The 25,239-nt window shown below is 38.3% G+C and carries 25 protein-coding genes and 2 tRNA genes; 21 read left to right on the forward strand and 6 right to left on the reverse strand.

Going from position 1 to position 25,239, the window contains the following annotated elements; all coding sequences use genetic code 11:
• Window positions 1-25: 25 nt before the first annotated feature.
• Window positions 26-355 carry a type II toxin-antitoxin system antitoxin gene (locus IV81_RS03595; protein WP_057802376.1) on the forward strand — a complete coding sequence of 110 codons (330 nt, stop codon included), beginning with the start codon at window positions 26-28 and terminating at the stop codon, window positions 353-355.
• A gap of 14 nt (window positions 356-369) precedes the next feature.
• The gene (locus IV81_RS03600; protein WP_057802378.1) at window positions 370-1,185 is read left to right on the forward strand and encodes an SPFH domain-containing protein; all 816 of its coding nucleotides are present in this window, start codon (window positions 370-372) and stop codon (window positions 1,183-1,185) included.
• Window positions 1,186-1,463: 278 nt separating this feature from the next.
• Here IV81_RS03600 and IV81_RS03605 read toward each other — a convergent pair.
• From IV81_RS03605 to IV81_RS03620, 4 genes are all read right to left on the reverse strand, one after another.
• Window positions 1,464-1,536 (reverse strand) — tRNA-Gln (locus IV81_RS03605).
• 7 nt (window positions 1,537-1,543) lie between these two features.
• Window positions 1,544-1,616, reverse strand: a tRNA-Glu gene (locus tag IV81_RS03610).
• A 58-nt stretch (window positions 1,617-1,674) separates the two neighbouring features.
• Window positions 1,675-2,139, reverse strand: a complete 465-nt coding sequence (greA, locus tag IV81_RS03615) for a transcription elongation factor GreA (RefSeq protein WP_057802379.1) — start codon at window positions 2,137-2,139, stop codon at window positions 1,675-1,677.
• An 11-nt stretch (window positions 2,140-2,150) separates the two neighbouring features.
• Window positions 2,151-2,492, reverse strand: a complete 342-nt coding sequence (locus tag IV81_RS03620) for a hypothetical protein (RefSeq protein ID WP_057802382.1) — start codon at window positions 2,490-2,492, stop codon at window positions 2,151-2,153.
• A 120-nt stretch (window positions 2,493-2,612) separates the two neighbouring features.
• Here IV81_RS03620 and IV81_RS03625 point away from each other — a divergent pair, with 120 nt between their 5' ends.
• The 5 genes from IV81_RS03625 (at window position 2,613) to manA (ending at window position 9,174) form a co-directional block, all read left to right on the forward strand.
• The gene (locus IV81_RS03625; protein ID WP_057802384.1) at window positions 2,613-3,266 is read left to right on the forward strand and encodes a TetR/AcrR family transcriptional regulator; all 654 of its coding nucleotides are present in this window, start codon (window positions 2,613-2,615) and stop codon (window positions 3,264-3,266) included.
• A gap of 2 nt (window positions 3,267-3,268) precedes the next feature.
• Window positions 3,269-5,008 (forward strand): ABC transporter ATP-binding protein, encoded by a 1,740-nt coding sequence (locus IV81_RS03630; protein ID WP_057802386.1) that lies wholly within the window; start codon window positions 3,269-3,271, stop codon window positions 5,006-5,008.
• On the forward strand, window positions 4,992-6,884 hold the full coding sequence (locus IV81_RS03635; protein WP_420848340.1) for an ABC transporter ATP-binding protein: 1,893 nt from the start codon (window positions 4,992-4,994) through the stop codon (window positions 6,882-6,884). The genes IV81_RS03630 and IV81_RS03635 overlap by 17 nt, the downstream gene beginning before the upstream one ends.
• 254 nt (window positions 6,885-7,138) lie before the next feature.
• Window positions 7,139-8,134: a serine hydrolase domain-containing protein gene (locus IV81_RS03640; RefSeq protein ID WP_057802390.1), complete on the forward strand. Its 996-nt coding sequence runs from the start codon at window positions 7,139-7,141 to the stop codon at window positions 8,132-8,134.
• Between the two features lie 71 nt (window positions 8,135-8,205).
• Window positions 8,206-9,174: a mannose-6-phosphate isomerase, class I gene (manA, locus tag IV81_RS03645; protein WP_057802392.1), complete on the forward strand. Its 969-nt coding sequence runs from the start codon at window positions 8,206-8,208 to the stop codon at window positions 9,172-9,174.
• A 51-nt stretch (window positions 9,175-9,225) separates the two neighbouring features.
• On the opposite strand, the gene IV81_RS03650 is transcribed toward manA, so the two are convergent.
• Both IV81_RS03650 and IV81_RS03655 read right to left on the reverse strand, forming a co-directional pair.
• Window positions 9,226-9,930, reverse strand: coding sequence for a type 1 glutamine amidotransferase (locus IV81_RS03650; protein WP_057802394.1), 705 nt, complete (start codon window positions 9,928-9,930; stop codon window positions 9,226-9,228).
• Between the two features lies 1 nt (window position 9,931).
• A complete protein-coding gene (locus IV81_RS03655) occupies window positions 9,932-11,278 on the reverse strand; it encodes a Mur ligase family protein (RefSeq protein ID WP_057802396.1) in 1,347 nt (448 codons plus the stop codon).
• 152 nt (window positions 11,279-11,430) lie between these two features.
• Here IV81_RS03655 and IV81_RS03660 point away from each other — a divergent pair, with 152 nt between their 5' ends.
• The 14 genes from IV81_RS03660 to IV81_RS03725 all read left to right on the forward strand — a co-directional run bounded on the left by IV81_RS03660 (window position 11,431) and on the right by IV81_RS03725 (window position 25,225).
• Entirely contained in the window at window positions 11,431-12,015 is a 585-nt protein-coding gene (locus tag IV81_RS03660; protein ID WP_057802398.1) for a thymidine kinase, read from the forward strand.
• Window positions 12,016-12,018: 3 nt separating this feature from the next.
• Window positions 12,019-13,098 carry a peptide chain release factor 1 gene (gene prfA / locus IV81_RS03665; RefSeq protein WP_057802400.1) on the forward strand — a complete coding sequence of 360 codons (1,080 nt, stop codon included), beginning with the start codon at window positions 12,019-12,021 and terminating at the stop codon, window positions 13,096-13,098.
• Entirely contained in the window at window positions 13,091-13,942 is an 852-nt protein-coding gene (gene prmC, locus IV81_RS03670; protein ID WP_057802401.1) for a peptide chain release factor N(5)-glutamine methyltransferase, read from the forward strand. Before prfA ends, prmC begins: the two co-directional genes overlap by 8 nt.
• 11 nt (window positions 13,943-13,953) lie before the next feature.
• Window positions 13,954-14,976, forward strand: coding sequence for an L-threonylcarbamoyladenylate synthase (locus IV81_RS03675; protein WP_057802403.1), 1,023 nt, complete (start codon window positions 13,954-13,956; stop codon window positions 14,974-14,976).
• Between the two features lie 13 nt (window positions 14,977-14,989).
• Complete coding sequence (gene glyA, locus IV81_RS03680; RefSeq protein ID WP_057802405.1) at window positions 14,990-16,222, forward strand: serine hydroxymethyltransferase; 1,233 nt, start codon at window positions 14,990-14,992, stop codon at window positions 16,220-16,222.
• A gap of 69 nt (window positions 16,223-16,291) precedes the next feature.
• A complete protein-coding gene (gene upp, locus IV81_RS03685) occupies window positions 16,292-16,921 on the forward strand; it encodes a uracil phosphoribosyltransferase (RefSeq protein WP_057802407.1) in 630 nt (209 codons plus the stop codon).
• A gap of 127 nt (window positions 16,922-17,048) precedes the next feature.
• Complete coding sequence (locus tag IV81_RS03690) at window positions 17,049-17,750, forward strand: ABC transporter ATP-binding protein (RefSeq protein WP_057802409.1); 702 nt, start codon at window positions 17,049-17,051, stop codon at window positions 17,748-17,750.
• A 10-nt stretch (window positions 17,751-17,760) separates the two neighbouring features.
• Complete coding sequence (locus tag IV81_RS03695) at window positions 17,761-20,370, forward strand: FtsX-like permease family protein (protein ID WP_057802411.1); 2,610 nt, start codon at window positions 17,761-17,763, stop codon at window positions 20,368-20,370.
• Between the two features lie 284 nt (window positions 20,371-20,654).
• On the forward strand, window positions 20,655-21,371 hold the full coding sequence (atpB, locus tag IV81_RS03700; RefSeq protein WP_057802412.1) for a F0F1 ATP synthase subunit A: 717 nt from the start codon (window positions 20,655-20,657) through the stop codon (window positions 21,369-21,371).
• 32 nt (window positions 21,372-21,403) lie between these two features.
• Window positions 21,404-21,616, forward strand: a complete 213-nt coding sequence (gene atpE, locus IV81_RS03705) for a F0F1 ATP synthase subunit C (protein ID WP_002833682.1) — start codon at window positions 21,404-21,406, stop codon at window positions 21,614-21,616.
• Between the two features lie 44 nt (window positions 21,617-21,660).
• Window positions 21,661-22,182 (forward strand): F0F1 ATP synthase subunit B, encoded by a 522-nt coding sequence (gene atpF / locus IV81_RS03710; RefSeq protein WP_057802414.1) that lies wholly within the window; start codon window positions 21,661-21,663, stop codon window positions 22,180-22,182.
• Window positions 22,179-22,721, forward strand: coding sequence for an ATP synthase F1 subunit delta (atpH, locus tag IV81_RS03715; RefSeq protein ID WP_057802416.1), 543 nt, complete (start codon window positions 22,179-22,181; stop codon window positions 22,719-22,721). The genes atpF and atpH overlap by 4 nt, the downstream gene beginning before the upstream one ends.
• A 29-nt stretch (window positions 22,722-22,750) precedes the next feature.
• On the forward strand, window positions 22,751-24,271 hold the full coding sequence (gene atpA / locus IV81_RS03720; protein WP_057802418.1) for a F0F1 ATP synthase subunit alpha: 1,521 nt from the start codon (window positions 22,751-22,753) through the stop codon (window positions 24,269-24,271).
• Between the two features lie 36 nt (window positions 24,272-24,307).
• Window positions 24,308-25,225, forward strand: a complete 918-nt coding sequence (locus IV81_RS03725; RefSeq protein ID WP_057802420.1) for a F0F1 ATP synthase subunit gamma — start codon at window positions 24,308-24,310, stop codon at window positions 25,223-25,225.
• Window positions 25,226-25,239 lie beyond the last annotated feature (14 nt).

Genomic DNA, 25,239 nt, shown 5'->3' on the forward strand with positions numbered 1-25,239 from the left:
TATTTTGATATCAAAAGGAGGAAGCATGGCTGAAAAAAATGAAGAAAAGCGCTTTTTACTTCGACTTGATCAAAAACTTTATGATCGTTTACAATCGGAGGCTGATCGGCAAGGCCGGAGTGTAAACGCCCATATTATTAATATCTTGAATAATACGAGTGACCCATCAACTTTTGAGCAACGCCAAGTCATTGGAAAAGTAATTTCGGGAGCGGATCTAACTGGGAATGGTTTAGTGCAGGTTTCAGGTATTTACTATCGATATCTGTTAGATGATAATGGGGATTTGGATGTACACGCACAATATGCAATTATTGAAGCGACGGGTAATATTTTAACGTTAAAGAAAATATAGGAGGAGTTTAATAAATGCTAGGAATAAAAATTGTTCCACAAAACAATCAAGGGTTAGTAGAAACTTTGGGGAAGTACAGACGAAGTGTTGAATCGGGATTAAATTTCTACGTACCACTTTTTCAGAAAATTAGAAATATTAGTTTAGCAATGAGACCGTTATCACTACCAAATTATTCTATTATTACAAAAGATAATGCAGATGTCTCTGCTAGTTTAACGTTAAATTATCATGTCACTGACGCAGCAAAATATCAGTATGAAAATACGGATTCAGTTGAATCAATGGCACAGTTAGTTCGAGGACACTTGAGAGATATAATCGGACGGATGGATCTAAATGAGGCCTTAGGTTCAACCGCAAAAATTAACCAGGAGCTGGCGTTAGCAATTGGAGACCTAACTAATACTTACGGAATCAATGTTGATCGGATTAATATTGATGAATTAACCCCTTCGAAGGCCATTCAGGAAGCGATGGATAAACAATTGACGGCCGACCGTGAACGGGTTGCGACAATTGCCAAAGCAGAAGGAGAGGCTAAATCAATCGAATTAACGACGAAGGCCAAAAATGACGCCTTGATGGCAACGGCAAAAGCGGAAGCGGACGCAACTAAAACAAGAGCCGATGCGGAAAAATATCGAATTGATACGATTCAGGCAGGATTGACAAAAGTTGATCATAAGTATTTTGAAAATCAATCAATTGAGGCATTCTCGGAGTTAGCTAATTCCTCAGCTAATCTAGTGGTTGTTCCATCCGAAGGCATCAAAGATGTTGGAAAAATACCGGTGGCTGGAAAGCTTCTTAAAAAAGGAATGCAGTAATTTATACGGGAAGTAATTCAATTTAGTTCTAACGGTGCTAGATAAAACTAGTTATTGTTGGAACTTTTTTGTTTGTATTATTATTTTTGTAGAAGAATTTCATCTAGTTTAGTTATCGATGTATCATTTGTAATACGGGTGTTATTTATTTTGAGGGTAAATATTTTTTAATACATTCAATATCATTTATAATGGCAATAGTTAGGGAGGTTCAATAACAAAAAACCATCGATTGGAGTGCTTAACTCCAATCGATGGTTCCCATATAAAACACAAAATTGGCCATACTGGGCTCGAACCAGTAAATTACGGATTCAGAGTCCGCTGCCTTACCAATTTGGCGAATGGCCAATAAAAATCACCCGCACGGGGATCGAACCCGTAACTCCGGCTTGAGAGGCCGACGTCTTAACCAATTTGACCAGCGGGCAAATTACTCTATTAATTTACACTAAAATTAATGTTTCGTCAATAAGAGTTTGAAAAAAATTAGCTAATTTCCAAAATTTTAACTTGATAAGACATATCAGGAGCAAGAATGGTGACAATATCTTGGACTTGATGGTGCATTAAAGCGGAACCTAACGGTGATTGATAAGAAAGCTTGGCTTTTTCAACATCGGCTTCATGTTTACCAACAATTTCGTAAGAAGTCTCAAACTGATCCTCGAGAAAACAAATCTTAACTTGGCTGCCTAAATCAATTCGAGATGAATTGGATGGCTTAATGATTTTAGAATAACTTATCTGGCGCTGAAGGTAACGTAACCGGCCTTCTAGTCTCCGTAGGTCACGTTTTGCGGAACTGTACTCTGCATTTTCTGAAAGATCTCCCAAAGCTCTGGCATCGGCGAGAGCCTTAATTAACGTCGGACGTGTTTGCTTCAATTGATTAATTTCAGCATTGATCTTGTCATAGCCATTTTGAGTCATTGGTACAAAACTCGGCTGCATAGTGTGCCTCCTTACATCGGTGATGATTCAAAGGTCAGTTCAATCATATACTCATGCTTGTCCAAAATATGAGCGGTTGTGACCCAAACGGACTCTAGTCCATGATCTTTTTCACGTGTTTTCTGTTGGAACCGGTCAAGAATATCACTGTTTTTTGAAACAAAATCGTCCGAGAAACGATCAACCAGAAGAGAATTATCTGGAAAATAGATGTTGGGTTCTGAAACAAGTGTTGTATCAGGAAAAGTCATATTGACGACGTTATTATAGCCAATATGGTTGATAGTGGCCATTTCGGGTTTCCGATCAATTCGATATAAAACGTTGTATAAAGAGTCTGAGTTAGTTGCCATAATTAAAGTCCTTTCTACATGTTGCTATTGTAGCAAATTATGCAGTTCAATGTTGTTGCAAAGTAAAACTTGAAGAGTATAATATCAATTTATGACAGGTTGTCATTTACGGAGGATACAATGCCAAAATCAACATTTTTTAATTTAAAAAAAGAAAAGCGTGCTCGAATTATTGAGGCCGCTGGGCAAGAATTTAGCCAACAACCGCTGTATAATGCGTCAATTAACAATATCATCAAAACGGCCAAAATTCCTCGAGGGAGTTTTTATCAATACTTTGAAGATTTGCCAGATTTATATGGGTATTATTTTAGTTTGATATTGGAAAATATTCAAGAAGATTTAATTGATAGCGTTTACAAAGATGGTGGAGACATTTTCAAGGCGGTTCAAGAATATGCAAGTATTTATTTGGAAGATATACTAGCAGGTCCACACCACAATTTTTATAAGAACTTTTTCTTGGGTGCCAATATCGCAATTCAATCTAAGAAAGGCGGACATGGGCCAGGATTTGACGTGTATCATTCCGAACGATTGAATCAGCTACGAGTTCGATTAAAAGAGGTCGTAAATTGGGAGCAGTTAAAAGTGGAAAATGAGGATGATCAAAATGCTTTACAACAATTAATAATGATGATCTTTTTTCACTCATTTGCGAACTACTTTGTTCATGCAATTGATAGTCAAAAGCATCCCGAGGATGTTTTAAAAGAAATTAAGCGAAATTTAAGCTGGTTAGAGTTTGGAGTTCGTAGGATGGAGGAACAGTGATTATGTGGAAACTACTAAAATCCCGGTTGGGTTGGGGAGCAGTCACGATTGGGACGCTGTTTTTAATAGTTCAAATTGCGGGGGATTTAATTTTACCAGGGATTACCTCGGATATTATAAACAATGGTGTTGCCAAAAATGATATTCCGTACATTTGGAATTCGGGTGTTAAAATGTTGCTCGTTTCTCTTATTGGTTTAATTGGTGCAGGCGTAAACGTTTATTTTGCATCAACACAGGCCCAAAAAATTGGTAATAAAATTCGTAGTGATCTTTTTAGAAAAATTTCTTTTATGTCGAACTACGAATTTGAACAATTTGGGGAAGCGTCTTTGATTACTAGAACGACAAATGACGTAATTCAAATTCAAAATGTAATTGTAATGATTTTACGAATGATGCTGATGTCGCCAATTATGTTAGTTGGTGCTGGATTTATGGCATATCAAAAGCAACCGGAGTTGACGGCAGTTTTTCTTGTTTCATTACCTTTATTAGCAATCTTTGTTGGAATAATTATGTTTTTTGCGGTACCACTTTTTAAAAGCTTACAGAAGAAAATTGACCGAATAAACTTAGTTTTCCGTGAAGGACTAACAGGTGTTCGAGTAATTCGGGCCTTCAATCAAGATCAATTTGAACAAGATCGATTTGCTGATGCAAACCATGACTATATGAAAACTGGAATTAAGGTTTTCACAATTACTTCATTTATGTTTCCAGTGATGACGCTTATCATGAGTGGAACCAACATTGGAATTGTTTGGTACGGAGCACATCTAATTGCCGATCAGACGATGCAAGTCGGAAATTTAGTGGCGTTTATGACATACGCTACACAAATATTAATGAGCTTTATGATGCTGTCAATGGTTTTTGTTAGCATTCCACGTGCGTCTGCGTCTGCTGTCCGGATTAATGATGTTTTATCCGCTAAAAATAGTGTAGAAGATCTTTCAAATGTGGATAAGTTGCCCACAATGTCCAAAACTGAATTAGAGTATGACAACGTAAGCTTCCGTTATCCGGGAGCGGAGAGATTGTCGATTGACGATGCTTCATTTGCTGCTAAGGCAGGGGATACGGTTGCAATTATCGGTGGTACTGGATCTGGGAAAACTACGTTGATCAGTATGCTGCCAAGGTTATTTGACCCTGGTAAAGGTCAGGTTAAGCTAGACGGGGTTGATATTAAAAAAATTAGTCAATATGATTTACACGAACAAATTTCTTTTGCGCAACAAAAAGCGGTTCTTTTTAAAGGAACAGTTCGTGAAAACATGAAGTTTGGAAATGAAAAAGCAACTGATGAAGAAATTTGGCATGCCCTAGAAGTTGCACAATCGACAGAATTTATTGATCGAAAAGCAGCGGGATTGGATACGCCAGTAGAGCAAAACGGAGATAACTTCTCGGGAGGACAAAAACAACGTTTGGCGATTGCTCGAGCATTGGTCAAAAAGGCAAAAGTATATATATTTGATGATTCATTTTCTGCTTTGGATTTTAAAACGGATGCTAACTTAAGGAAGGCGCTTCGTGAAGATCCTGAAATGAAAAACAGTATTGTAATCATTGTTGCACAACGGATTGCCACCGTTGCGGATGCCAATTTAATTTTAGTTCTTGAAGGTGGAAAAATTGTCGGTCAAGGAACTCACGCAGAATTAAAAGAATCCAATCAAACCTATCAAGAAATTATTGATTCACAAATCAAGGAAGGAGATCAAGCAAATGGCTAAAACAGATACTAACGTTCAAAGTCCGCAAAACGGCCCAGGTCCGGGTGGCCGCGGTGGGATGCGAGGCCTTGTGGAAAAGCCCAAAAACTTCTGGAAGTCGGCTGGAAGGCTTGTCAGATATTTATCTCCTTGGATGTTTGGTTTTATAGTTGTTCTTATTTTGGCGGCCGTTTCGACGATATTACAAATTCGTGCTCCTAAAATTTTAGGTGAAGCAACAACCGAGATTTTTAAAGGAGTGCTGAAAGGAACCGCTGAAATGAAAGCGGGAATGCACATCAACGGTTTTCCGATTGATTTCACCAAAATTGTTGAAATTTTAGTGTCTGTCGGTCTTTTGTACGTCCTTTCGGGATTGTTTAGTTTTGTTCAGCAAATTGTAATGACGCGAGTTTCTCAAAAAGCGGTGGCACAACTGAGAACGGACTTCAAAGATAAGATGCAAAAATTACCAATTTCATATTACGATACGCACTCGAATGGTGATATCATGAGCCGCATGGCCAATGATATGGATAATATTAGTTCTACTTTACAGCAGAGTTTAACGCAATTAGTAACCAGTTTTTTCCAGTTTGTTGGTGTGATATACATGATGCTGACAATCAGTTGGAAGCTCACCTTATTGGCGATCGCCACGGTTCCATTAAGCCTGATTGTCGTAGCGATTGTTGCACCGAAGTCTCAACGCTTTTTTAAATCACAACAGACACATCTGGGCTTAATGAATGATCAAGTTGAAGAGACCTACGCGGGTCATACGGTGATTAAAACATTTAATCATGAAAAAGAAGCGATTGAAGATTTTGAAAAAGAAAACGAGAAATATTATCAGTCTGCGTGGAAAGCACAATTTATTAGCGGGTTGATTATGCCATTGATGAATTTTGTTAAAAATCTGGGTTACCTGATGGTTGCCGTTTGGGGTGGAATTCAAGTTGCTAATGGTCAAATTTCGCTGGGAAATGTTCAAGCCTTTTTGCAGTATACGCAACAATTTTCACAACCAATCACTCAGATTGCCAATATTGCAAATACACTTCAAATGACGATGGCGTCCGCTGAACGTATTTTTGAAGTTTTAGATGAGCCAGAAATGCAAGATGTGCATACAGATATTAAGAAAGTAGATACAGATGCTAAGGTGATTTTTGATAACGTTGATTTTCGTTACGTACCCGAAAAGCCTTTAATTCGTAACTTTAATTTACGTGTAGAACCGGGCGAGATGATCGCCATTGTCGGACTAACTGGTGCCGGGAAAACAACGATTATTAATTTGATTGAACGATTCTATGATGTTGATTCTGGAACAGTCTATTTAGATGGTAACGATACCCATAACATGAAGCGATCGGAATTGCGTTCACATATTGCGATGGTTTTACAGGATACGTGGCTGTTCACCGGGAGTATTCGCGACAATATTAAATATGGTCGAGAAGGCGCTAGCGATGAAGAAATGTACTCTGCGGCCAAGGCGGCCCATGCCGATGCATTTATTCGACAGTTACCAAACGGATATGACACGATTTTAAATGAGTCGGCCTCAAATATTTCTCAAGGGCAACGACAGCTCTTAACGATCGCTCGAGCGTTTCTTGCCGATCCGGAAATTTTAATTTTAGACGAGGCAACAAGCTCGGTTGACACGCGGACAGAAGTTTTAATTCAGAGAGCGATGAATAAACTTTTAAATAATCGGACGAGTTTTGTGGTTGCTCACCGGTTATCTACCATTCGCAACGCTCAAAATATTGTTGTTGTTAACAATGGTCAAATCGTTGAAACCGGAAATCATGATCATTTAATGCAACAAAAGGGTTTTTATGCCGACTTGTATAATTCTCAATTTGCAAGTGGCGAAGTGATTTGAAAAATTTTTTGTTTAAACTACCAGATGAAAAAATGAACGCATCATAAAATCTAAGATTCAAGAATCGGTGCGTTAAAATTCTAAAAAAGCATGATGAAATCGATTGTATTCAAAAGTTAAAGTAAAAATGACTTTTGAAATTGCGCATAAATGGATTTCATCGTGCTTTTTTGAACTTTTTAGCATGGCGGAATTAATAATTTGAATTTGGTATATAATTTACACATAAATTATGATTACTAGGTGGGGAAAAGATGTTTACTGAGACGAAAAAATTAATCCAGGAAATCGTAGATAATGGATTGGCCCCTGGGATAGACTATAGTTTAATTCTCCATGGAAGAGAACAATTAAGCCAAACAAAGGGTTTTAGGATGGTTTATCCTCGACAAGAGTTGTTAAAGTCGAACCAATTTTTTGATTTGGCTTCGTTAACTAAAGTAATGGGGACAGTACCAATTATTATGCGTTTGAACCGGCAAGGGAAACTTTCTTTAGACGATCAAGTACACAGTTATTTGCCTGAGATAAAAGATCAACGGGTTAAAATTCGGCATTTACTCACGCACACATCGGGGGCAACGGCTTGGATTGACCATCGTGACCAGCTAAATGCGGAGGAGCTTCGAGAAGCAATCTATCAACATTTGAAATTTGGTGAGGACTTTAACCAAAAAATAATCTATAACGATTATAACTATATTTTGCTTGGATTTATCGTGGAAAAAATTTTGCATGTGCCAGTTCAAGTTGCAATTCAAAGAGATGTACTCGACCCACTCGGCTTGAAGAACACTACTTTTAAGCCAGATCCTTTGCTTACGGTTCCAACTGAAGTCCGAACAAATATTGTTATTAAAGGAACCGTTCATGATCCTAAAGCGGCTTCGCTTGGACCACATGCGGCATCGGCAGGCCTCTTCGGTACGAAAAGCGATGTTGTTAAATTTATATTGGAAATGCTGGGACAATCGAATGCTTTTTTTGATAAAGAAATGTTAAACGAGTTTTTGCTAAATCAGACCGAAAATAAAAAATTAATTCGCTCCTTGGGATGGGCATTTGTTAATCGGGCGGAAAAACCAGGGCTGATTCGCCACAGTGGTTTCACAGGAACCTTTATTTTGATGGACTTAATCACCAAAAATGGTTTAGTTTTTCTTTCGAATCGAGTTCATCCAAGCCCCAATTTAGAATTTTTACGTTATCGTCAAAAAGTATACGAAACTTTTTTAAATGAGGATTTTTAAAATATAACTTAAAGAAGAAATATGGATATGGTATTCTTATTACTGAGTTTATGAAAGGGGTTTTATAGCATATGAGTGAACCATTATTTTTAGAACCAGTTTTCCATGAAAAAATATGGGGAGGAGATCATTTAAGAACTGAATTTGGTTATGATATTCCAAGTGACCATACAGGAGAGTGTTGGGCGATTTCAGCACATCCACATGGGCCGGCTACGATTGCAAATGGGCAATTTAAGGGCATCACATTGGACAAACTTTGGAGCACCAATCGCGAACAGTTCGGGGACGCTAAAGGCGATGTCTTCCCACTCTTAACTAAAATTTTGGATGCCAATGATGACTTATCCGTCCAAGTTCATCCGGATGATAAATATGCTGCCGAGCATGAACATGAACTGGGCAAAACGGAGTGCTGGTACATCATTTCTGCAGAACCGGGAGCAGAGCTTTACTATGGACATAATGCCAAAACTCGTGAGGAACTGGCGGATTGGATTAACAACGGGAAGTGGGACAAGCTTTTCCGTAAAGTTCCAGTCAAAGCTGGTGAATTTTATTACGTTCCGAGCGGTACGATTCATGCCTTAGGAAAGGGCATCATGGTTCTTGAAACACAACAAAGCAGTGATACAACTTATCGCCTGTATGACTTCGACCGAGTTGATAAAACAACTGGACAAAAACGTGAATTACATTTGCAACAATCAATTGACGTTACTAATGTACCGCATGAAGATCCCAAGTTAAACATTTCAGTTGAAACGGTTGGCGATGCTGAGGTAACAACCTTTGTTAAGGCCCCAATTTCAAAATATTTTTCAGTTAGAAAGGTGACTTTAGAGAACGGAAAAGCAACTTTCCAAAGGGAAGGGCTTTACACGCTAGTTTCGGTTCTTAACGGTGAAGGAACGTTAACTGTTGATAATCATGAATACACAATTAAGAAGGGTCAACATTTCATTTTACCTAATCCTGTGAAAAGTTGGACCTATGCTGGAACGCTAGAACTAATCGTTAGCGAACCTGGTGTAGAATAATAAAAAAGGAAATCTAACTTTTGCGTAAAAGTTGGATTTCCTTTTTAAATTTTAAAATGTTGGTTTGATTGTCAATTGTTCTTGACTAGACAAGTCAGCATTAGGATATTTACGTTTAAGGGCGGTGAGAAGAATTTTTTTGGCAAGTTCACCATTTCTAGTTAAGATTGGCCCATGGAAATATGAGCCGTAAACGTTTTTGTAAACGACACCTTCAGAATTATCTTCGCCATTATTTCCGTTACCGGATTCGACTTCGCCTAAAGGTCTTTCACCTTTACCAAGATAGGTTTTACCATTATGGTTTTCGAAACCGTGATATACTTCACCAGTTTCTTTATTTTTGATGACAATATCCCCGATAAATCGATTATCATCTTGGCTAAGCGTGTAATGGTCTAAAGCTCCAATTCCCTTAATCTTTTCACCATCGGCGCCGACATAATAGTGTCCAAGTAGTTGATAGCCACCACAAATGGCTAACATAGGTCCACCATCCTCGATGTAGTCAGTCAAATCATCCTTTTTTCCTTGGATATCTTTTGAAACGATAGTTTGCTCGTAATCTTGTCCACCACCAAAAAAGACAACGTCCCATGCGTTAGGATCGAATTTTTCGTCAAGACTGACAATTTGAATATCTAAATCGGTATCCATCAATTTAGCGTAATATTTCAGAGCAAGCAGATTGCCATTGTCGCCATAGGTATTTAACAGGTCACCATAGAGATGAGCAACGTTTAATTCATATTTCATATTAGATTCCCTCTTTAATATAGCCTTCACTGGTCAATTGTTTTCGTAATTGTAGCATAGCTGTGTAGGTTGCGAATACGTAAACCTTCGTTGTAGGTAAATTCTTAATATTTGAAACGGCATCTTTTAGATTATCGTAAGTCCACAGCTGTTCATCTCGAACTCCCGCAACTTTTAAACGGAAGGTGATGTCCTTATAACGTTCGCCACCCGTCATATATTGTTGAATGTTCATTTGGGTAAGTTTTTCGAAATTACCATCCCAAATCCAACTGGTATCAATCCCATCAGCGTAGTTAGCATTGAGGAGCCCGACAAAAGAAAATGGTTCAGTTTCAGTTCCCACCATATCAATTACTTGATTTAAGCCAACCGGATTTTTAACTAGGACAATCGTCACTTCCTTACCATCGACGTTAATTTGTTCCTGACGACCAAAAACTCGTTCATCGGGATCGTTTAAAGCTTTCTGAATGCTTGAAGTCGGGACGCCCATGAACTTACCAACGGAATATGCGGCGAGTGCATTATAAACGTTGTATAAGCCGCCGATATGCAGGGTAAAGTTAGAAGCATCAATAAAGAACTTTGACAGACTAGGTGTTAACTTAGTGATTTGTGTGAGTTGATAGGTTAAGTCAGGACGATGCCAACCACAGTTGGGACAATAGTATTTTCCCTGATTACTATAGCTAATAAATTTATAATGAATAATATGTTGACATACCGGGCAAACAACCCCGTCCGTATTAGGATCAGCTTTCATTTCACCATCTGGCTGATTGTTAAAGCCATAATAAACAATCGGATTTGGCAGCTTAACGGAGTTAAAAATTGGCATATCACCATTGGCAATAATTGTTGCCTCGGGTGCTAATTTCACGCCGTCTAATATTTTTTGATAGGTGGTATAAATTTCACCATAGCGGTCCATCTGATCTCTAAAAATGTTGGTGAAAACAAATGCAAGTGGCTTGATAAATTGCGTAACTTTGATGACATTTGCTTCATCAACTTCCAAAATTGCGATATTTTTTCCGTTTTTAGATTTATGATCGGTTAAGAACGTAGTCACAATTCCTTGTTCCATATTAGAACCGGTGGGATTGGTGAGGACGTGATCAAATTTCTGACGTAGAACTTTAACGGTTAACGCCGTGGTGAGGGTCTTCCCATTGGTCCCAGTGATCACAATCACATCATAGTCTTTACCAAGATCTTTTAAAATTGTTGGATCTAGTCGGGTAGTTATCTTTCCAGGAAGTGAACTTCCTCCTGAACGAAATGTGTGTAAAAACCAATATGACGATTTTCCAGCCATTTTGGCGATTGTACTTTTAAATGACATGTTAGCCCTCCGAATATCTAAAGAAACATCTAAAACAATATTTTAATCTGAAAACATAAAAAAAGAAAGTTTCTTAATTTAATAAGAGGTGAATTTTTATTTTATATCAGCTATACTTAAAAATTGGAGAATAAATTTAGGGGTGGAGCTAAATGGCGCAGTTATTTTTTCACTACGGAGCAATGAATAGTGGCAAGTCAATTGAAATTTTAAAAGTGGCGCATAACTATGAAGAACAGAATAAAAAAGTTGTTTTAATGACGAGCGGAATTGATACCCGAACTGCGGTTGGCGAAATTTCCAGCCGAATTGGGTTACGACGAGATGCATTACCGATTTTTGACGATACTAATATTTTGGATGTGATCAAGAACGTTGATGAGAAAACGGCATGCGTGTTAATTGATGAAGCACAATTTTTAAAGAAACATCATATCTTGGAACTTGCAAAAGTCGTTGATGATTTAGGAATTCCCGTTATGACGTTTGGCTTAAAAAATGATTTTAAAAATGATTTATTTGAAGGATCTAAATATTTGCTTCTTTATGCTGATAAAATAGTCGAAATGAAAACAATTTGTTGGTTCTGTAAACATAAGGCATTAATGAACCTTCGTTTTCATAATGGAAAACCAGTTTATGACGGCGAACAAGTACAAATTGGTGGTAATGAATCGTATTATCCCGTTTGCCGTCGACATTATTTTCACCCACTGATTGAAGAAATGAGGAACTAATTAATGGATATTATTGAAAAAGTTCAGGCGGTTGCCGACCGTTATGAAGAATTAAGCGAGTTGCTTGCTGATCCAGAGGTCTTGTCTGATTCTCAACGGTACCAGGAGCTTTCAAAAGAAGAAGGGGAAATACGGGAAACGGTTGAAAAATACCGTGAATATCGTAAAACCGTTGATGCAATTGCCGAAAATGAAGAGTTACAACGAGAAAAACTTGATCCAGAAATGGACAGTTTGGTTAAATCAGAGCTGTCTGATTTACGTGATACAAAAGAAAAACTTGAAGAGGAAATCAAAATTTTGATGCTTCCTTCGGATCCGAATGATGATAAAAACATTATTATGGAAATTCATGGAGCAGCTGGTGGCGATGAAGCCAGTTTATTTGCGGCAGATTTATACAACATGTACACTCGTTACGCGGAGTCGCAAGGTTGGAAAGTTGAAGTTGTCGACGAAAATGCAACCGACGTTGGCGGATTCAAGGAAATTGTATTAATGATTTCTGGCGACAAAGTATACTCTAAATTAAAATATGAAAATGGTGCTCATCGAGTTCAACGGGTGCCGGTTACTGAATCGGCCGGAAGAGTACATACTTCGACTTCAACCGTGGGAGTAATGCCTGAAGCTGAAGATGTGGACATTGATATTGATCAAAAGGATATTCGGACTGATGTATATCGCTCATCTGGAGCCGGTGGACAGCATATTAATAAGACTTCTTCAGCTGTTCGAATGACACATTTACCCACTGGAATTGTGGTCGCAATGCAAGATGAACGTTCACAGCAACAAAACCGTGAAAAAGCGATGCGTATTTTAAAAGCGCGTGTTTATGATTACTATCAAACGCAAGAGGAAGACGCTTATAATGCCGAACGAAAGAGCGCCGTTGGTACTGGAGATCGTTCAGAACGAATTCGCACATACAATTTTCCACAGAACCGAGTAACAGACCATCGGATTGGATTGACTCTGAATAAGTTGGATCGAGTGATGAATGGTGAATTAGACGACATTATTGATGCATTGATTTTAGATGATCAAGCAAAGAAAATGGAACAACTTCGTAATGAATAATAATCCGACTTATTTTGAAGCCCTGAGATGGGCTTCTTTATTTATCGATGAGCATGGTGGAGATGAAAATGCACCACAAATTTTGATAATGAACACAATGGAGTGGACTAGAACGGAATTAATCATGCATTACCGAGAACGCTTGCGACCCGAGCAGTGGATTTGGTTTCAAAAAGCAATTAATCGTGTGATCGAAGGAGAACCGGTGCAATATATCACCAACAAAGCTAATTTTTTTGGACGTGAGTTTTATGTTGACCAACGAGTGTTAATTCCTCGGGTAGAAACTGAAGAAATGGTTGAAGAAATTCTGAAAAAAAACAAAAATGACGGAAGAAATTTACGTGTGTTAGATATTGGTACTGGGAGTGGCGATATTGCTATCACATTAAAGCTTGAACGTCCGGATTGGCAGATTACGGCAACTGATATTTCAACTGATGCTTTAAACGTTGCTAAAGAAAATGCACAAAGACATGAGGCAGTGATTGATTTTAAAAATGGCTCTTTGTTTGAAGCAGTTCAGGGGCTGAAATTTGATTTAATTGTTAGTAATCCGCCGTATATTGCTGAAAATGAAAGAAGCGAGATGGATCAGTCTGTTCTCGATTTTGAGCCGTCAATAGCATTGTTTGCGCAGGATAATGGGCTCTTTTGGTACAAACAAATTGCGGACCAACTAAATGAGCATCTTAATTTCACGGGACAATTATTTTGTGAAATTGGTTATCAACAAGGTCCACCATTAGGACGTTACTTTAAAGAAAAAGAATATATTAAAACGGTTGATATAATTAAGGATCTTAGTCAACATGACCGGATTCTTTGGGCTAAAATGAAATAGGGAGACTAGTTATGAGTAAATTATTTAGTAAAGAAGAAATAAACGAAGCAGCCAAAGCAATTAATGAAGGAAAGTTGGTTTCGTTTCCGACCGAAACTGTGTATGGTCTAGGAGCCGATGCAACAAATCCAGAGGCAGTTAAGAAAGTTTATGCAGCGAAGGGGCGGCCGTCAGATAACCCATTAATTGTGCACGTTGCTGACCAAGCCGGAGTTGAAAAGTTTGCTAATATTGATGAACAAAGTAAAGCGTTAATGGATAAGTTTTGGCCCGGTCCATTAACAATTATTCTGCCAATTAAGCCAAACGCATTGGCACCGGTAGTCACTGGTGGATTGAATACGGCGGCGTTCAGAAATCCTGATAATGCCGCAACAATTAAGTTGATTCAAGAAGCTGGCGTTCCTTTAGTTGGTCCGTCTGCAAATACGTCGGGGAAGCCAAGTCCAACCAAACCAGAACATGTGATGCATGATTTAGATGGGAAAATTGCTGGTGTTTTAGATGATGGTGAAACTAAAATCGGAGTAGAATCAACGGTTTTAGATATGTCTGGTAAAATACCAAGTATCTTGCGACCGGGAGCCATAACTGTTGATGATTTAAAAGAAATTTTACCAGAGGTTCAAACTGACCATCACCAAGTTGGAAAAGATGAGGTTCCCAAAGCTCCTGGAATGAAGTACAAGCACTACGCACCAAACGCACAGGTATACATTGTCGAAGATTCTGAATGGCCTGAAGTTGGTCAGTGGATTGCCAAACATGCAAATCAAATAGTAGGTGTAATGACAACGGATGCAACTTTCAGAAACAATAAGCTTGATAGTTACGACAATATTCGTTATATGTCTTTGGGGGACGGGCCTGAGAGTGCAAGTCATAGATTATTTGATGAATTACGAACTTTTGATCAAAATTTATTAATTAATGTTATCTTTTCTCAAAAGTTTGATAGAATAGGTATTGGCGAAGCATACATGAATCGCCTACAAAAATCGGCAGGTAACACTTATTTTAGCGATATTAACTAGGAGGAATTGACCAGTGAATTATAAAGAACAAGATCCAGAATTATGGGCTGCAATTGGACGTGAAGAAAATCGTCAGCAGCATAATATTGAATTAATTGCTTCAGAAAACATTGTGTCAGAAGGTGTTCGTCAGGCTCAGGGTAGCGTTTTGACAAACAAATATGCTGAAGGATATCCAGGGAAACGATACTACGGTGGATGTGAATTTATTGATCAAGTAGAACAGATGGCAATTGATCGCGCTAAGCAACTTTTTGGCGCAGAATACGCTAATGTTCAACCTCATTCTGGCTCTCAAGCAAATGCGGCTGCTTACGCTGCGTTTATCAATCCAGGTGATAAAATTCTAGGGATGGATTTAAACGCTGGCGGACACTTAACGCATGGTGCAAAGGTTAGTTTTAGTGGAACTTTCTATCATTCTGTCAGCTATGGCGTAGATCCAGTAACCGAGGAATTGGATTACGATAAAATTCGTGAAATCGCACTTAAGGAACGTCCACAAATCATTGTTGCAGGTGCCTCTGCTTATAGTCGCTTTATCGATTGGAATAAGTTCCGTGAAATTGCGGACGAAGTCAATGCATTTTTGATGGTTGATATGGCACATATTGCTGGTTTAGTAGCCACAGGCTTACACCCATCACCAGTTGGAATTGCGGATGTTGTTACTACTACCACGCATAAAACATTACGTGGACCTCGTGGTGGGATGATTCTGTCACAAGAAAAGTATGCTAAACAATTGAACTTTGCTGTTTTCCCTCAAAATCAAGGGGGACCTCTAGAACATGTAATTGCCGGAAAAGCGGTTGCTTTTGGCGAAGCTCTCCGACCTGAATTTAAAGAATATCAGGAACAAGTTCTCAAAAATGCAAAAGCCATGGCTGCTGTTTTTGAAGCAGAAGATAATCTGCATGTCGTAACCGGGGGCACGGATAACCATTTGATGACCGTTGATTTGACACAGACAGATTTAAATGGAAAAGAAGTTCAAAATCTATTGGATACAGTTTTTATTACGACTAATAAAGAAGCAATCCCTGATGAAAAGCTAAGTCCATTCAAGACATCTGGTTTACGAGTGGGGACACCAGCGATTACGACACGTGGCTTTAAGGAAGATGACTGTGAAGCAGTTGCAAAACTAATTATTAAAGCAATTAATCATCATGATGATCCGGCTGTATTAGATGAAATTAAAAAGGAAGTATTTGAGTTAACTGCAAAACACCCAATTGCCTAAATTAAACCTAGTTTTTTTGTGTATTTTTAGCTACAATTGATAAGGAATTTGAAAGGAGCGAGTTTAGACATGGGTAAGTTTGAGGTTCTCAATCATCCGTTAATTCAACATAAGTTAACTTTGATTAGGGATAAACGCTGTAGCACAAAGGAGTTTCGTGAAATTGTAAACGAAATTTCAACGTTAATGGCTTACGAAGTATCACGTGATATGCCACTTGAAGACGTGGAAATTGAAACACCAATTGGTAAATCAATTCAAAAACAAATTTCTGGTAAGAAGGTTGCAATTGTTCCAATTCTTCGTGCAGGCTTAGGTATGGTCGATGGAATGGCTGAACTATTGCCAGTTGCTCGAATTGGTCATATCGGAATGTACCGTGATGAAGAAACATTGAAGCCAACGGAATACTTTGTTAAGTTACCAAGCGATATCAGTGAACGTCAAGTATTTGTTGTTGATCCAATGCTTGCAACAGGCGGTTCCGCAATTATGGCGGTTGATGCACTAAAAAAACGAGGAGCAAGAGATATTCGACTATGTTGTTTAGTTGCTGCTCCTGAGGGTGTAAAAGCATTACAAAAAGCTCATCCAGATATTGATATTTACACTGCTGCTTTGGATGAGAAACTTAATGAAGACGGCTATATTGTACCTGGATTAGGTGACGCAGGTGACCGGCTGTTTGGAACAAAATAAATTTCTAGAGGAGAGCTTTCGAGCTCTTCTTTTTTTTACGCCAATTTCCATTACATTAATGACTCAAAAGCTTTATGATTAAGTATATAGAATACGCTTACAGAAATAGCTAAGGAGATTAATTCGAATGGCATATATTGAAGTGAAAAATGAAAATAAAATATATCAAATGGGTGAAACTCAAATTTTTGCAAATCGAGATATAAATTTTGAAATTGAAAAAGGAAAAATAACGGTTATTTTGGGTCCGAGTGGGGCTGGTAAATCGACTGTTTTAAACATGTTGGGAGGGATGGACAGTCCGTCAAGTGGCCAAATCTTAATTGATGGTGTTGATGTTGCTAAATTTAATGATCGGCAGCTAACTTTGTATAGAAGAAACGATGTTGGATTTATTTTTCAGTTTTATAATCTTATTCCAAATTTGACAACTTTGGAAAACGTTGAATTAGCGACGTCACTAGTTAAAGATAGTTTAGATCCTAAGGAAGTTTTAGACCAGGTCGGTTTGAGCGAACGAATGTCAAACTTTCCGTCTCAATTATCTGGTGGAGAACAGCAACGTTTGGCAATTGCGCGCGCGTTGGCTAAGAATCCGAAACTACTGCTCTGTGATGAACCAACTGGTGCGCTAGATTATACAACTGGTAAACAAGTCTTACAGTTATTAAGTGAAGCCAGTCGTAAGTTTAATAAAACCGCCATTATCATCACTCATAACTCGGAAATTGCCAAAATGGCTGACCGAGTAATTCATATCAATGATTCCAAAGTACATGAGGTGATTGATAACAGCCAGCCCATAAAGGCAGTTGATTTGGTATGGTAGGTGAGGATTAATGAATAAATTATTGTTACGTGACATAAAGAATTCCGCCGGGCGTTTTATTGCAATCTTGTTAATTATCATGCTGGGCGTGCTACTTTTTGTGGGAGTTAAAGCAACGGGGCCATCGTTAAATGATACGCTTCAATTAGAGGTTAATAAGCAAAAACTGAGTGATATTCGGGTGATATCGGATAAAGGATTTACTTCAAAGGACGTTTCAGCGGCTCAAAAAGTTCAGGGGTCTCAAATTGAACTTTCTAAATTTAAATATGTAATTGGTGGAAAAAATAAAGATGCGGTCGCACTGTACGGTTTGAATTCTGATTTAAAACAGAACCAGTTCAAATTGACAAGCGGCCGTTTACCTAAAAATGATGGAGAAATCTTATTAGATCAACGGGCAAAGCAAAAGGAAGAATATCAATTAGGAGACCGGTTTACTTTTGCAAAATCAGCAGATTTAAAGGACGATCAATACAAAATTGTTGGTTTCGTCGACTCACCAATTTATATTGATGATTCCAGTCGAGGATCTGCTAATTTAGGTAGTGGGAACGTTCAATATTTTGCGTACGTTAGTGATGACTCGATTAATATTCCTGTTAATAATTTAATGAATATCCGCTTTGAAAGTTTACAGCAAGAACAATTATTTTCGGATAAGTATAAAACTAAACTCAATTCTAAGCTGGGAAAAATAAAGTTAGCACTGAATAAACGAAAAAATGCGCGGGCAAATGAGATTGCCAGTACGGGATTGAGTCAAATTGCAGATGCGCAGGCAAAATTAAACGAAGCTCAAAGTCAGTTAGCAAAAACAAAAGCTCAAACTTCCAAAATTAATGGTAGTAATCGTGAAGCAAACGAAAAGTTGGAGCAACAAGCGGATGAGTTAAACCAAAAACAGAGCCAGTTGGAGTCCCAAAAGTCTAGTATTTTAAAACGGGCTGAACCAAATTATATTTGGCAAGAACGAAGCGACCTTCCGGGATTTACGGGTTATGGTGAAAGTTCAAAAAGAATCTCAGCAATCGCAAACGTTTTTCCGGCGTTTTTCTTCTTATTGGCGGCCTTGATTACGTTTACAACGGTCATGAGAATGGTTGAAGAATCAAGAGGACAAATCGGGACGCTAAAAGCGCTGGGCTTTTCAAAAATGGCAATTGGATACGAGTACACTTCTTACGCTTTTTGGGCCGGTATTTTGGGGGCCATAATTGGAGCTGGTCTCGGGAATCAACTGTTACCACGATTTGTGATTTCAATGTATAAGAATTACGTATTGGGGCCACCGGTGATCAGCTATGATTGGAGTTCAATTATAATAGCGATCGTCTTATCGATGGTCGTGACTGTTGGTGCTGCTTTATTCGTTGTGCTAAAGGAAACCCGGGATTCACCATCAGCCTTAATGCGTCCCAAAGCTCCAAAAAATGCAAAGAAGATTTTACTTGAACGAATACCATTTATCTGGAAGAGATTAAAGTTTAATCAGAAAATTAGTTATCGAAACCTGTTTAGGTTTAAGACTAGAGGATTAATGACAATTTTAGGTATTGCTGGCGGAACAGCACTAATTCTAACCGGATTTGGAATATCAAATTCAATTTCGGCCACGGCAAATCTTCAATTCAAAAAAGTTATAAATTATGACCTAGTCCTTCAATCTAAGACGGTCCAAAGTCTTGATTCAGTGAGAAAAACGATTGAATCGGATAAAAATTATCAGTCTAGTACCATTGTGCATACTTCGACGGCATCAGTGCGTCAAAACGGGAAAAAAGTTAACGATATTACAATGTACGTCCCCAATAGTAATAATGGATTAACTGGCTTTATCACGCTTAAGGATTATCAAAATGGTGAGGCAATGCGGTTAAAGAGTGATGGAGTTATTATTACCCAAAAGATGGCTAAAATTTTGAACCTAAAGCAAGGACAGTCGATTGAAATTAGTGTTGACGGAAAACATCCGACCAATTTTAAGGTATCAGGAATTGCCAAAAATTATGTTGGAAATTTTATCTATATGCCACGCGCACTTTACCAACAAAAAATAGCGGACAATCCTAAAATGCAAACGTTGTTGGTTAAAATAAAGAATTCCTCGGACGCTGATAATAATCTTGCTAAAAATTGGATGAAAAAAAATTCCAATATTTTAGGCATAAGTTTTGTGAATGATCAGTCCGCTATTGTTGATGATATGACGAAACAATTGGGACCAGTGGTGATGATTTTTATTCTGTTATCGGGACTACTATCGTTCATCGTCTTGTATAATTTAAATAACATCAATATTTCGGAACGATTGCGAGAGTTATCAACAATTAAAGTGTTAGGTTTTTTGAACCCCGAGGTAACAATGTATGTTGCCAGAGAAAGCATCATTTTGGCCGCTTTAGGGATTATTTTAGGATTTGGTCTAGGAAACTTACTTACCGATTACGTCATTAGACAGGCCGAAACCGATACAGTTGTATTTCCTTTGACAATTGAACCGATTGGTTATATTGTAGCCACAGTTTTAATGATTCTATTTAACCTAATTGTTGTATATTTAACACATAGGAGACTAAAAAAAGTTGATATGGTGGAGGCATTAAAATCAAATGAATGATTAAACCAAAGTTTTACGTCGTGAAGTTTTCTTTAAAAGTTCTTAAGAATTTATTTAATTTTTTCCGAAGAGCAAATTGATTAAACAGTTGTTTTTGAAGCGCTAACAACTTATAAAGCCTAAAATAACAACGATTATTGCTTTGTCTTTTATCGGAATTGGTGGTATCATTTCAAATGTATTTTCAGACGGAAAATACTGTCTTTTGTTCAAGTTTATGACTTAAATTTTGGCATTGTTAATGCAGGTTTAAGTACACTTAGGTAGAAAAGAGGTGATATTCTGTGAGTGGTGAATCAATTTCAACTTTTCAGTTTCTTGGTTTGACATTTAATACGACAAACTTGATTTCCGGATTAGCTGCAGCATTGATTGTTTTTGGTGTTGTATTTGCTTTTTCACGTAATTTAAAGTTAAAGCCGACTGGCAAGCAAAATGCGCTAGAATGGGTCGTTGATTTTACCAATGGTATTTTACGTGATTCTGTTGATGAAAAAGAGGAAAAGAATTTTGGCCTATATGCTTTTACGCTTTTCTTGTTCATCTTTATTTCTAACCAAATCGGTTTATTTCTGCAGATTGCATGGAATGATGTTACGTATCTAAGAAGCCCAACAGCTGATCCGATTGTCACTTTAACATTGTCGTTGATCACAATGATGTTAGCGCACTATTCAGGTGTTGCAAAATTTGGCTTTAAACAATATTTTGAAAGAACATATTTATCGCCATTTAAGATCTGGTTACCGATTGGTGTTTTTACAGAATTCATTGATTTCTTGACCCTTGGGTTACGTATTTACGGTGTTATTTTCGCCGGTGAAATGCTACTTAAGATGATCGGAGGAATTGCTTTCTCAGGTGGCGTCGTTAACATGATTGTCGCCATCCCACTTGCCTTGATCTGGCAAGGATTTTCCGTATTCTTGGGTAGTATCCAGGCGTTTGTGTTTGTAACACTAACATCTGTTTACATTTCTCATAAGGTCGAAGACGAATAATATTTTATTTTTAGGTAGGAGGAACAACTATTATGGGTGCTATTGCAGCTGGAATTGCTATGTTTGGAGCCGCTATTGGTGGTGGTATCGGTGACGGTATCGTTGTCGCTAAAATGCTTGAAGGAATGGCTCGTCAACCAGAACTATCTGGACAACTAAGAACAACAATGTTTATTGGTGTTGGTTTAGTTGAAGCTATGCCAATCCTTGCCTTCGTTATTTCACTTCTTGTAATGAATAAGTAGGCAGTGATAAATTATTAATTTATCAAAGAAGGAGGTGTCAATAGATGTTTACGCACATTATATTAGGGGCGGCACAGGGGAGCACTCTGTACATTGGTGATATGTTATTTTACGCCATTTTATTTATTGTATTAATGGCTCTAATTGCAAAATTTGCATGGGGACCAGTTAATGCAATGCTAAAAGAACGTGCTGATCGGATTTCTGACGACATTGACTCAGCTGAGAAGTCTCGTAAAGAGGCCGATGAGCTTGCTAAACAACGTAAAGAAGCGTTAGACAATTCTCACGAAGAAGCCACGTCTATCATTAATAATGCTAAAGATAGTGGTGCAAAAGAACGTGAATTAATCATTGGAAATGCTCAAACTGAAGCTAAGTCGCTAAAAGATAAAGCTAAACAGGATATTGAACAAGAACGCGCTGATGCACTCAAGAGTGCACAAGACGATATTGCGTCGTTATCTATTGAGATTGCTTCCAAAGTTATCAAAAAAGAGCTTGATGAAAACAGTCAAAAGCAATTGATTGATTCATACATCGAAGGTTTAGGTGATAGTAAATGAGTTTAGATAAAACGACAATCGCTAAACGTTACGCTAAAGCACTTTTTGAAATTGTTTCTGAAAATGGTCAGCTAGAAGAGACTAGAAGCGAATTAAATCAAATTCGGAATGTATTTACTGATAACAAAGGATTAGGCAAGATTTTAACTGATAAGGGCTTGGAACAGACGCACAAGCAAGGAATCATTGATATTTTAGTCAAGGATGCTTCGACGTCTGTTCAAAACCTAATTAAGATGACTTTTGATTACGGCCGGATGGATGATTTGACCGCAATTATTGACGAGTTTAATGACATGTGCGACCTAAGCGAGCAGCTGGTCCGTGCAAGGGTTATTTCAGCAATTCCGTTGAGTGATGAGCAACTCAATCGAATGGCTGATAATTTTGCCCACCGTTTAAACGTTAAAAAAGTTATTTTAGATAGTGAAGTTGATGATTCAATCATTGGCGGTGCTATCATTAAAACAGACAGTTTGATCTACGATGGTAGTATTCAAACTCAAATTAATCAAATTAGACAGCGCCTTATAGGTTAGCTCGATATTTGTAAAGAGGTGAAACTTTTATGAGCATTAAGGCTGAGGAAATCAGTGCTCTAATCAAACAGCAATTAGAAAACTACCAAGCCGAGCTTAATGTCGAAGAAACTGGTACCGTTACATATGTAGGTGATGGTATTGCTCGTGCTCATGGCTTAAATAATGCTCTTTCTGGTGAACTTCTCGAATTCTCTAACGGTGTCTACGGAATGGTTCAAAACCTTGAATCAAACGATGTCGGAATTGTTATCATGGGTAACTATGATGAAATTCACGAAGGAGATACTGTTAAGCGAACAGGTCGTATCATGGAAGTTCCAGTTGGAGATGCCTTAATTGGTCGAGTTGTGAACCCACTGGGTGAACCGCTTGATGGCAAGGGAGCAATCCAAACCACCAAAACCCGTCCGGTTGAACATAAGGCGCCTGGTGTTATGCAACGAAAATCTGTTGATCAACCGCTTCAAACTGGTATTAAAGCAATCGATGCTTTGGTACCAATCGGACGTGGACAACGTGAATTAATTATTGGAGACCGTAAAACTGGTAAAACATCGATTGCAATTGATACAATCTTGAACCAAAAGGATCAGGATATGATTTGTATTTATGTTGCGATTGGACAAAAGGAATCAACGGTTCGTACGCAAGTAGAAACATTAAACCGTTTTGGTGCGATGGATTATACAATCGTAATTAGTGCCGGTCCTTCAGAACCAGCTCCAATGCTTTATTTGGCACCTTATGCTGGTGCAGCAATGGGTGAAGAATTCATGTACAACGGTAAACACGTATTGATTGTTTATGATGATTTATCAAAACAAGCTGATGCTTATCGTGAGCTTTCATTGATTCTTCGCCGTCCGCCTGGGCGTGAAGCATACCCAGGTGATATTTTCTACACACATTCGAGATTACTCGAACGTGCGGCTAAGTTAAGTGATGATTTGGGTGGCGGTTCAATGACCGCACTTCCTTTCGTCGAGACAAAAGCTGGTGACGTTTCGGCTTATATTCCAACGAACGTTATTTCAATTACTGATGGACAAGTATTCTTGGATAGTGATTACTTCAAGTCTGGTGTTCGTCCAGCGATTGATGCCGGTACTTCTGTTTCTCGTGTTGGTGGTGACGCTCAAATCAAAGCAATGAAGAAGGTTGCTGGTACACTCCGTTTGGACTTGGCTTCTTATCGTGAATTGGAATCATTTGCGCAATTTGGGTCAGATTTGGATAAATCTACCCAAGCTAAGTTGGCTCGTGGACGTCGTACGGTTGAAGTTTTGAAGCAACCTCTTCATCAGCCACTTTCTGTTGAAAACCAAGTTGTTATTCTGTACGCTTTAACACATGGTTTCTTAGACACCGTTCCAGTAGATGATATTCAACGTTTCCAAGATGAACTCTTTAACTTTGTTGCAAGTAATAACAAAGAACTTACTGATGAAATCCGCGAAACAAAACAACTTCCTGACACGGATAAAATGGACGCTGCAATTAAATCATTTGCAGAACATTTTCAACCAACGAAAAAGGAAGACGATTAGTATATCAGCCTACAAGAGGAAAAGTGGTGAGAATTAATGGCAATATCTGAACAAGATGTTCGTCGTCGAATTGATTCGACTAAGAAAACTAGTAAAATCACAACGGCGATGCAGATGGTTTCAACTGCTAAGTTAAGTCAAATTCAGAAACATACAGTTGGATATCAAGTGTATGCACAAAAAGTTGAGAGTATTGTTGCTCACCTTGCAAAATCACATTTAATGAGTGCTGGCGCTGCTGGTAAGGCAAGCGCAGACCAAACGGTTTCCGCCGCTGATTTATTAATTCAACGACCCGTTAAGAAAACTGGTTACTTGATTATTACTTCGGATCGCGGACTGGTTGGATCATACAACAGTAGTGTGATTAAGCAGACTAATGATTTCATGCAAGAACATGGACATAATGAAGGGGACGCCGTTATTCTCGCGGTTGGTGGCACCGGATCCGATTTTTATCGAAATCGAAATCAAGATGTTGCCTACGAATACCGTGGGGTCAGCGACGTTCCAACCTTTAATGAAATTCGTGAAATTGTTAAGACCGTTACTAAAATGTATACGGAAGAAAAATTTGATGAATTATATGTATGTTATAACCACTTTGTAAATCGACTTTCGAATAGCTTCCGGGCAACTAAATTGCTTCCAATTGGTGGGGATGATTTAGCAAACGAAGGAGCTCAAGAAGTCACTGCTGAGTATGATACCGAACCATCACCAGAAGTACTACTGCAGGAGATTCTTCCGCAGTATGCCGAAAGTTTGGTTTATGGGGCTATCTTAGATGCAAAGACGGCGGAACATGCCGCTAGTTCATCAGCTATGCGTTCTGCATCTGATAATGCTAGTGATTTAATTGCAGATTTAGAGCTACAGTATAATCGTGCTAGACAAAGTGCTATTACGACTGAAATCACCGAAATTACTGGTGGTCAAGCCGCACTTGAATAAAACTAACGAGAGGA

This window comes from Pediococcus stilesii (assembly GCF_001437075.1).
Classification (GTDB): Bacteria; Bacillota; Bacilli; order Lactobacillales; family Lactobacillaceae; genus Pediococcus; species Pediococcus stilesii.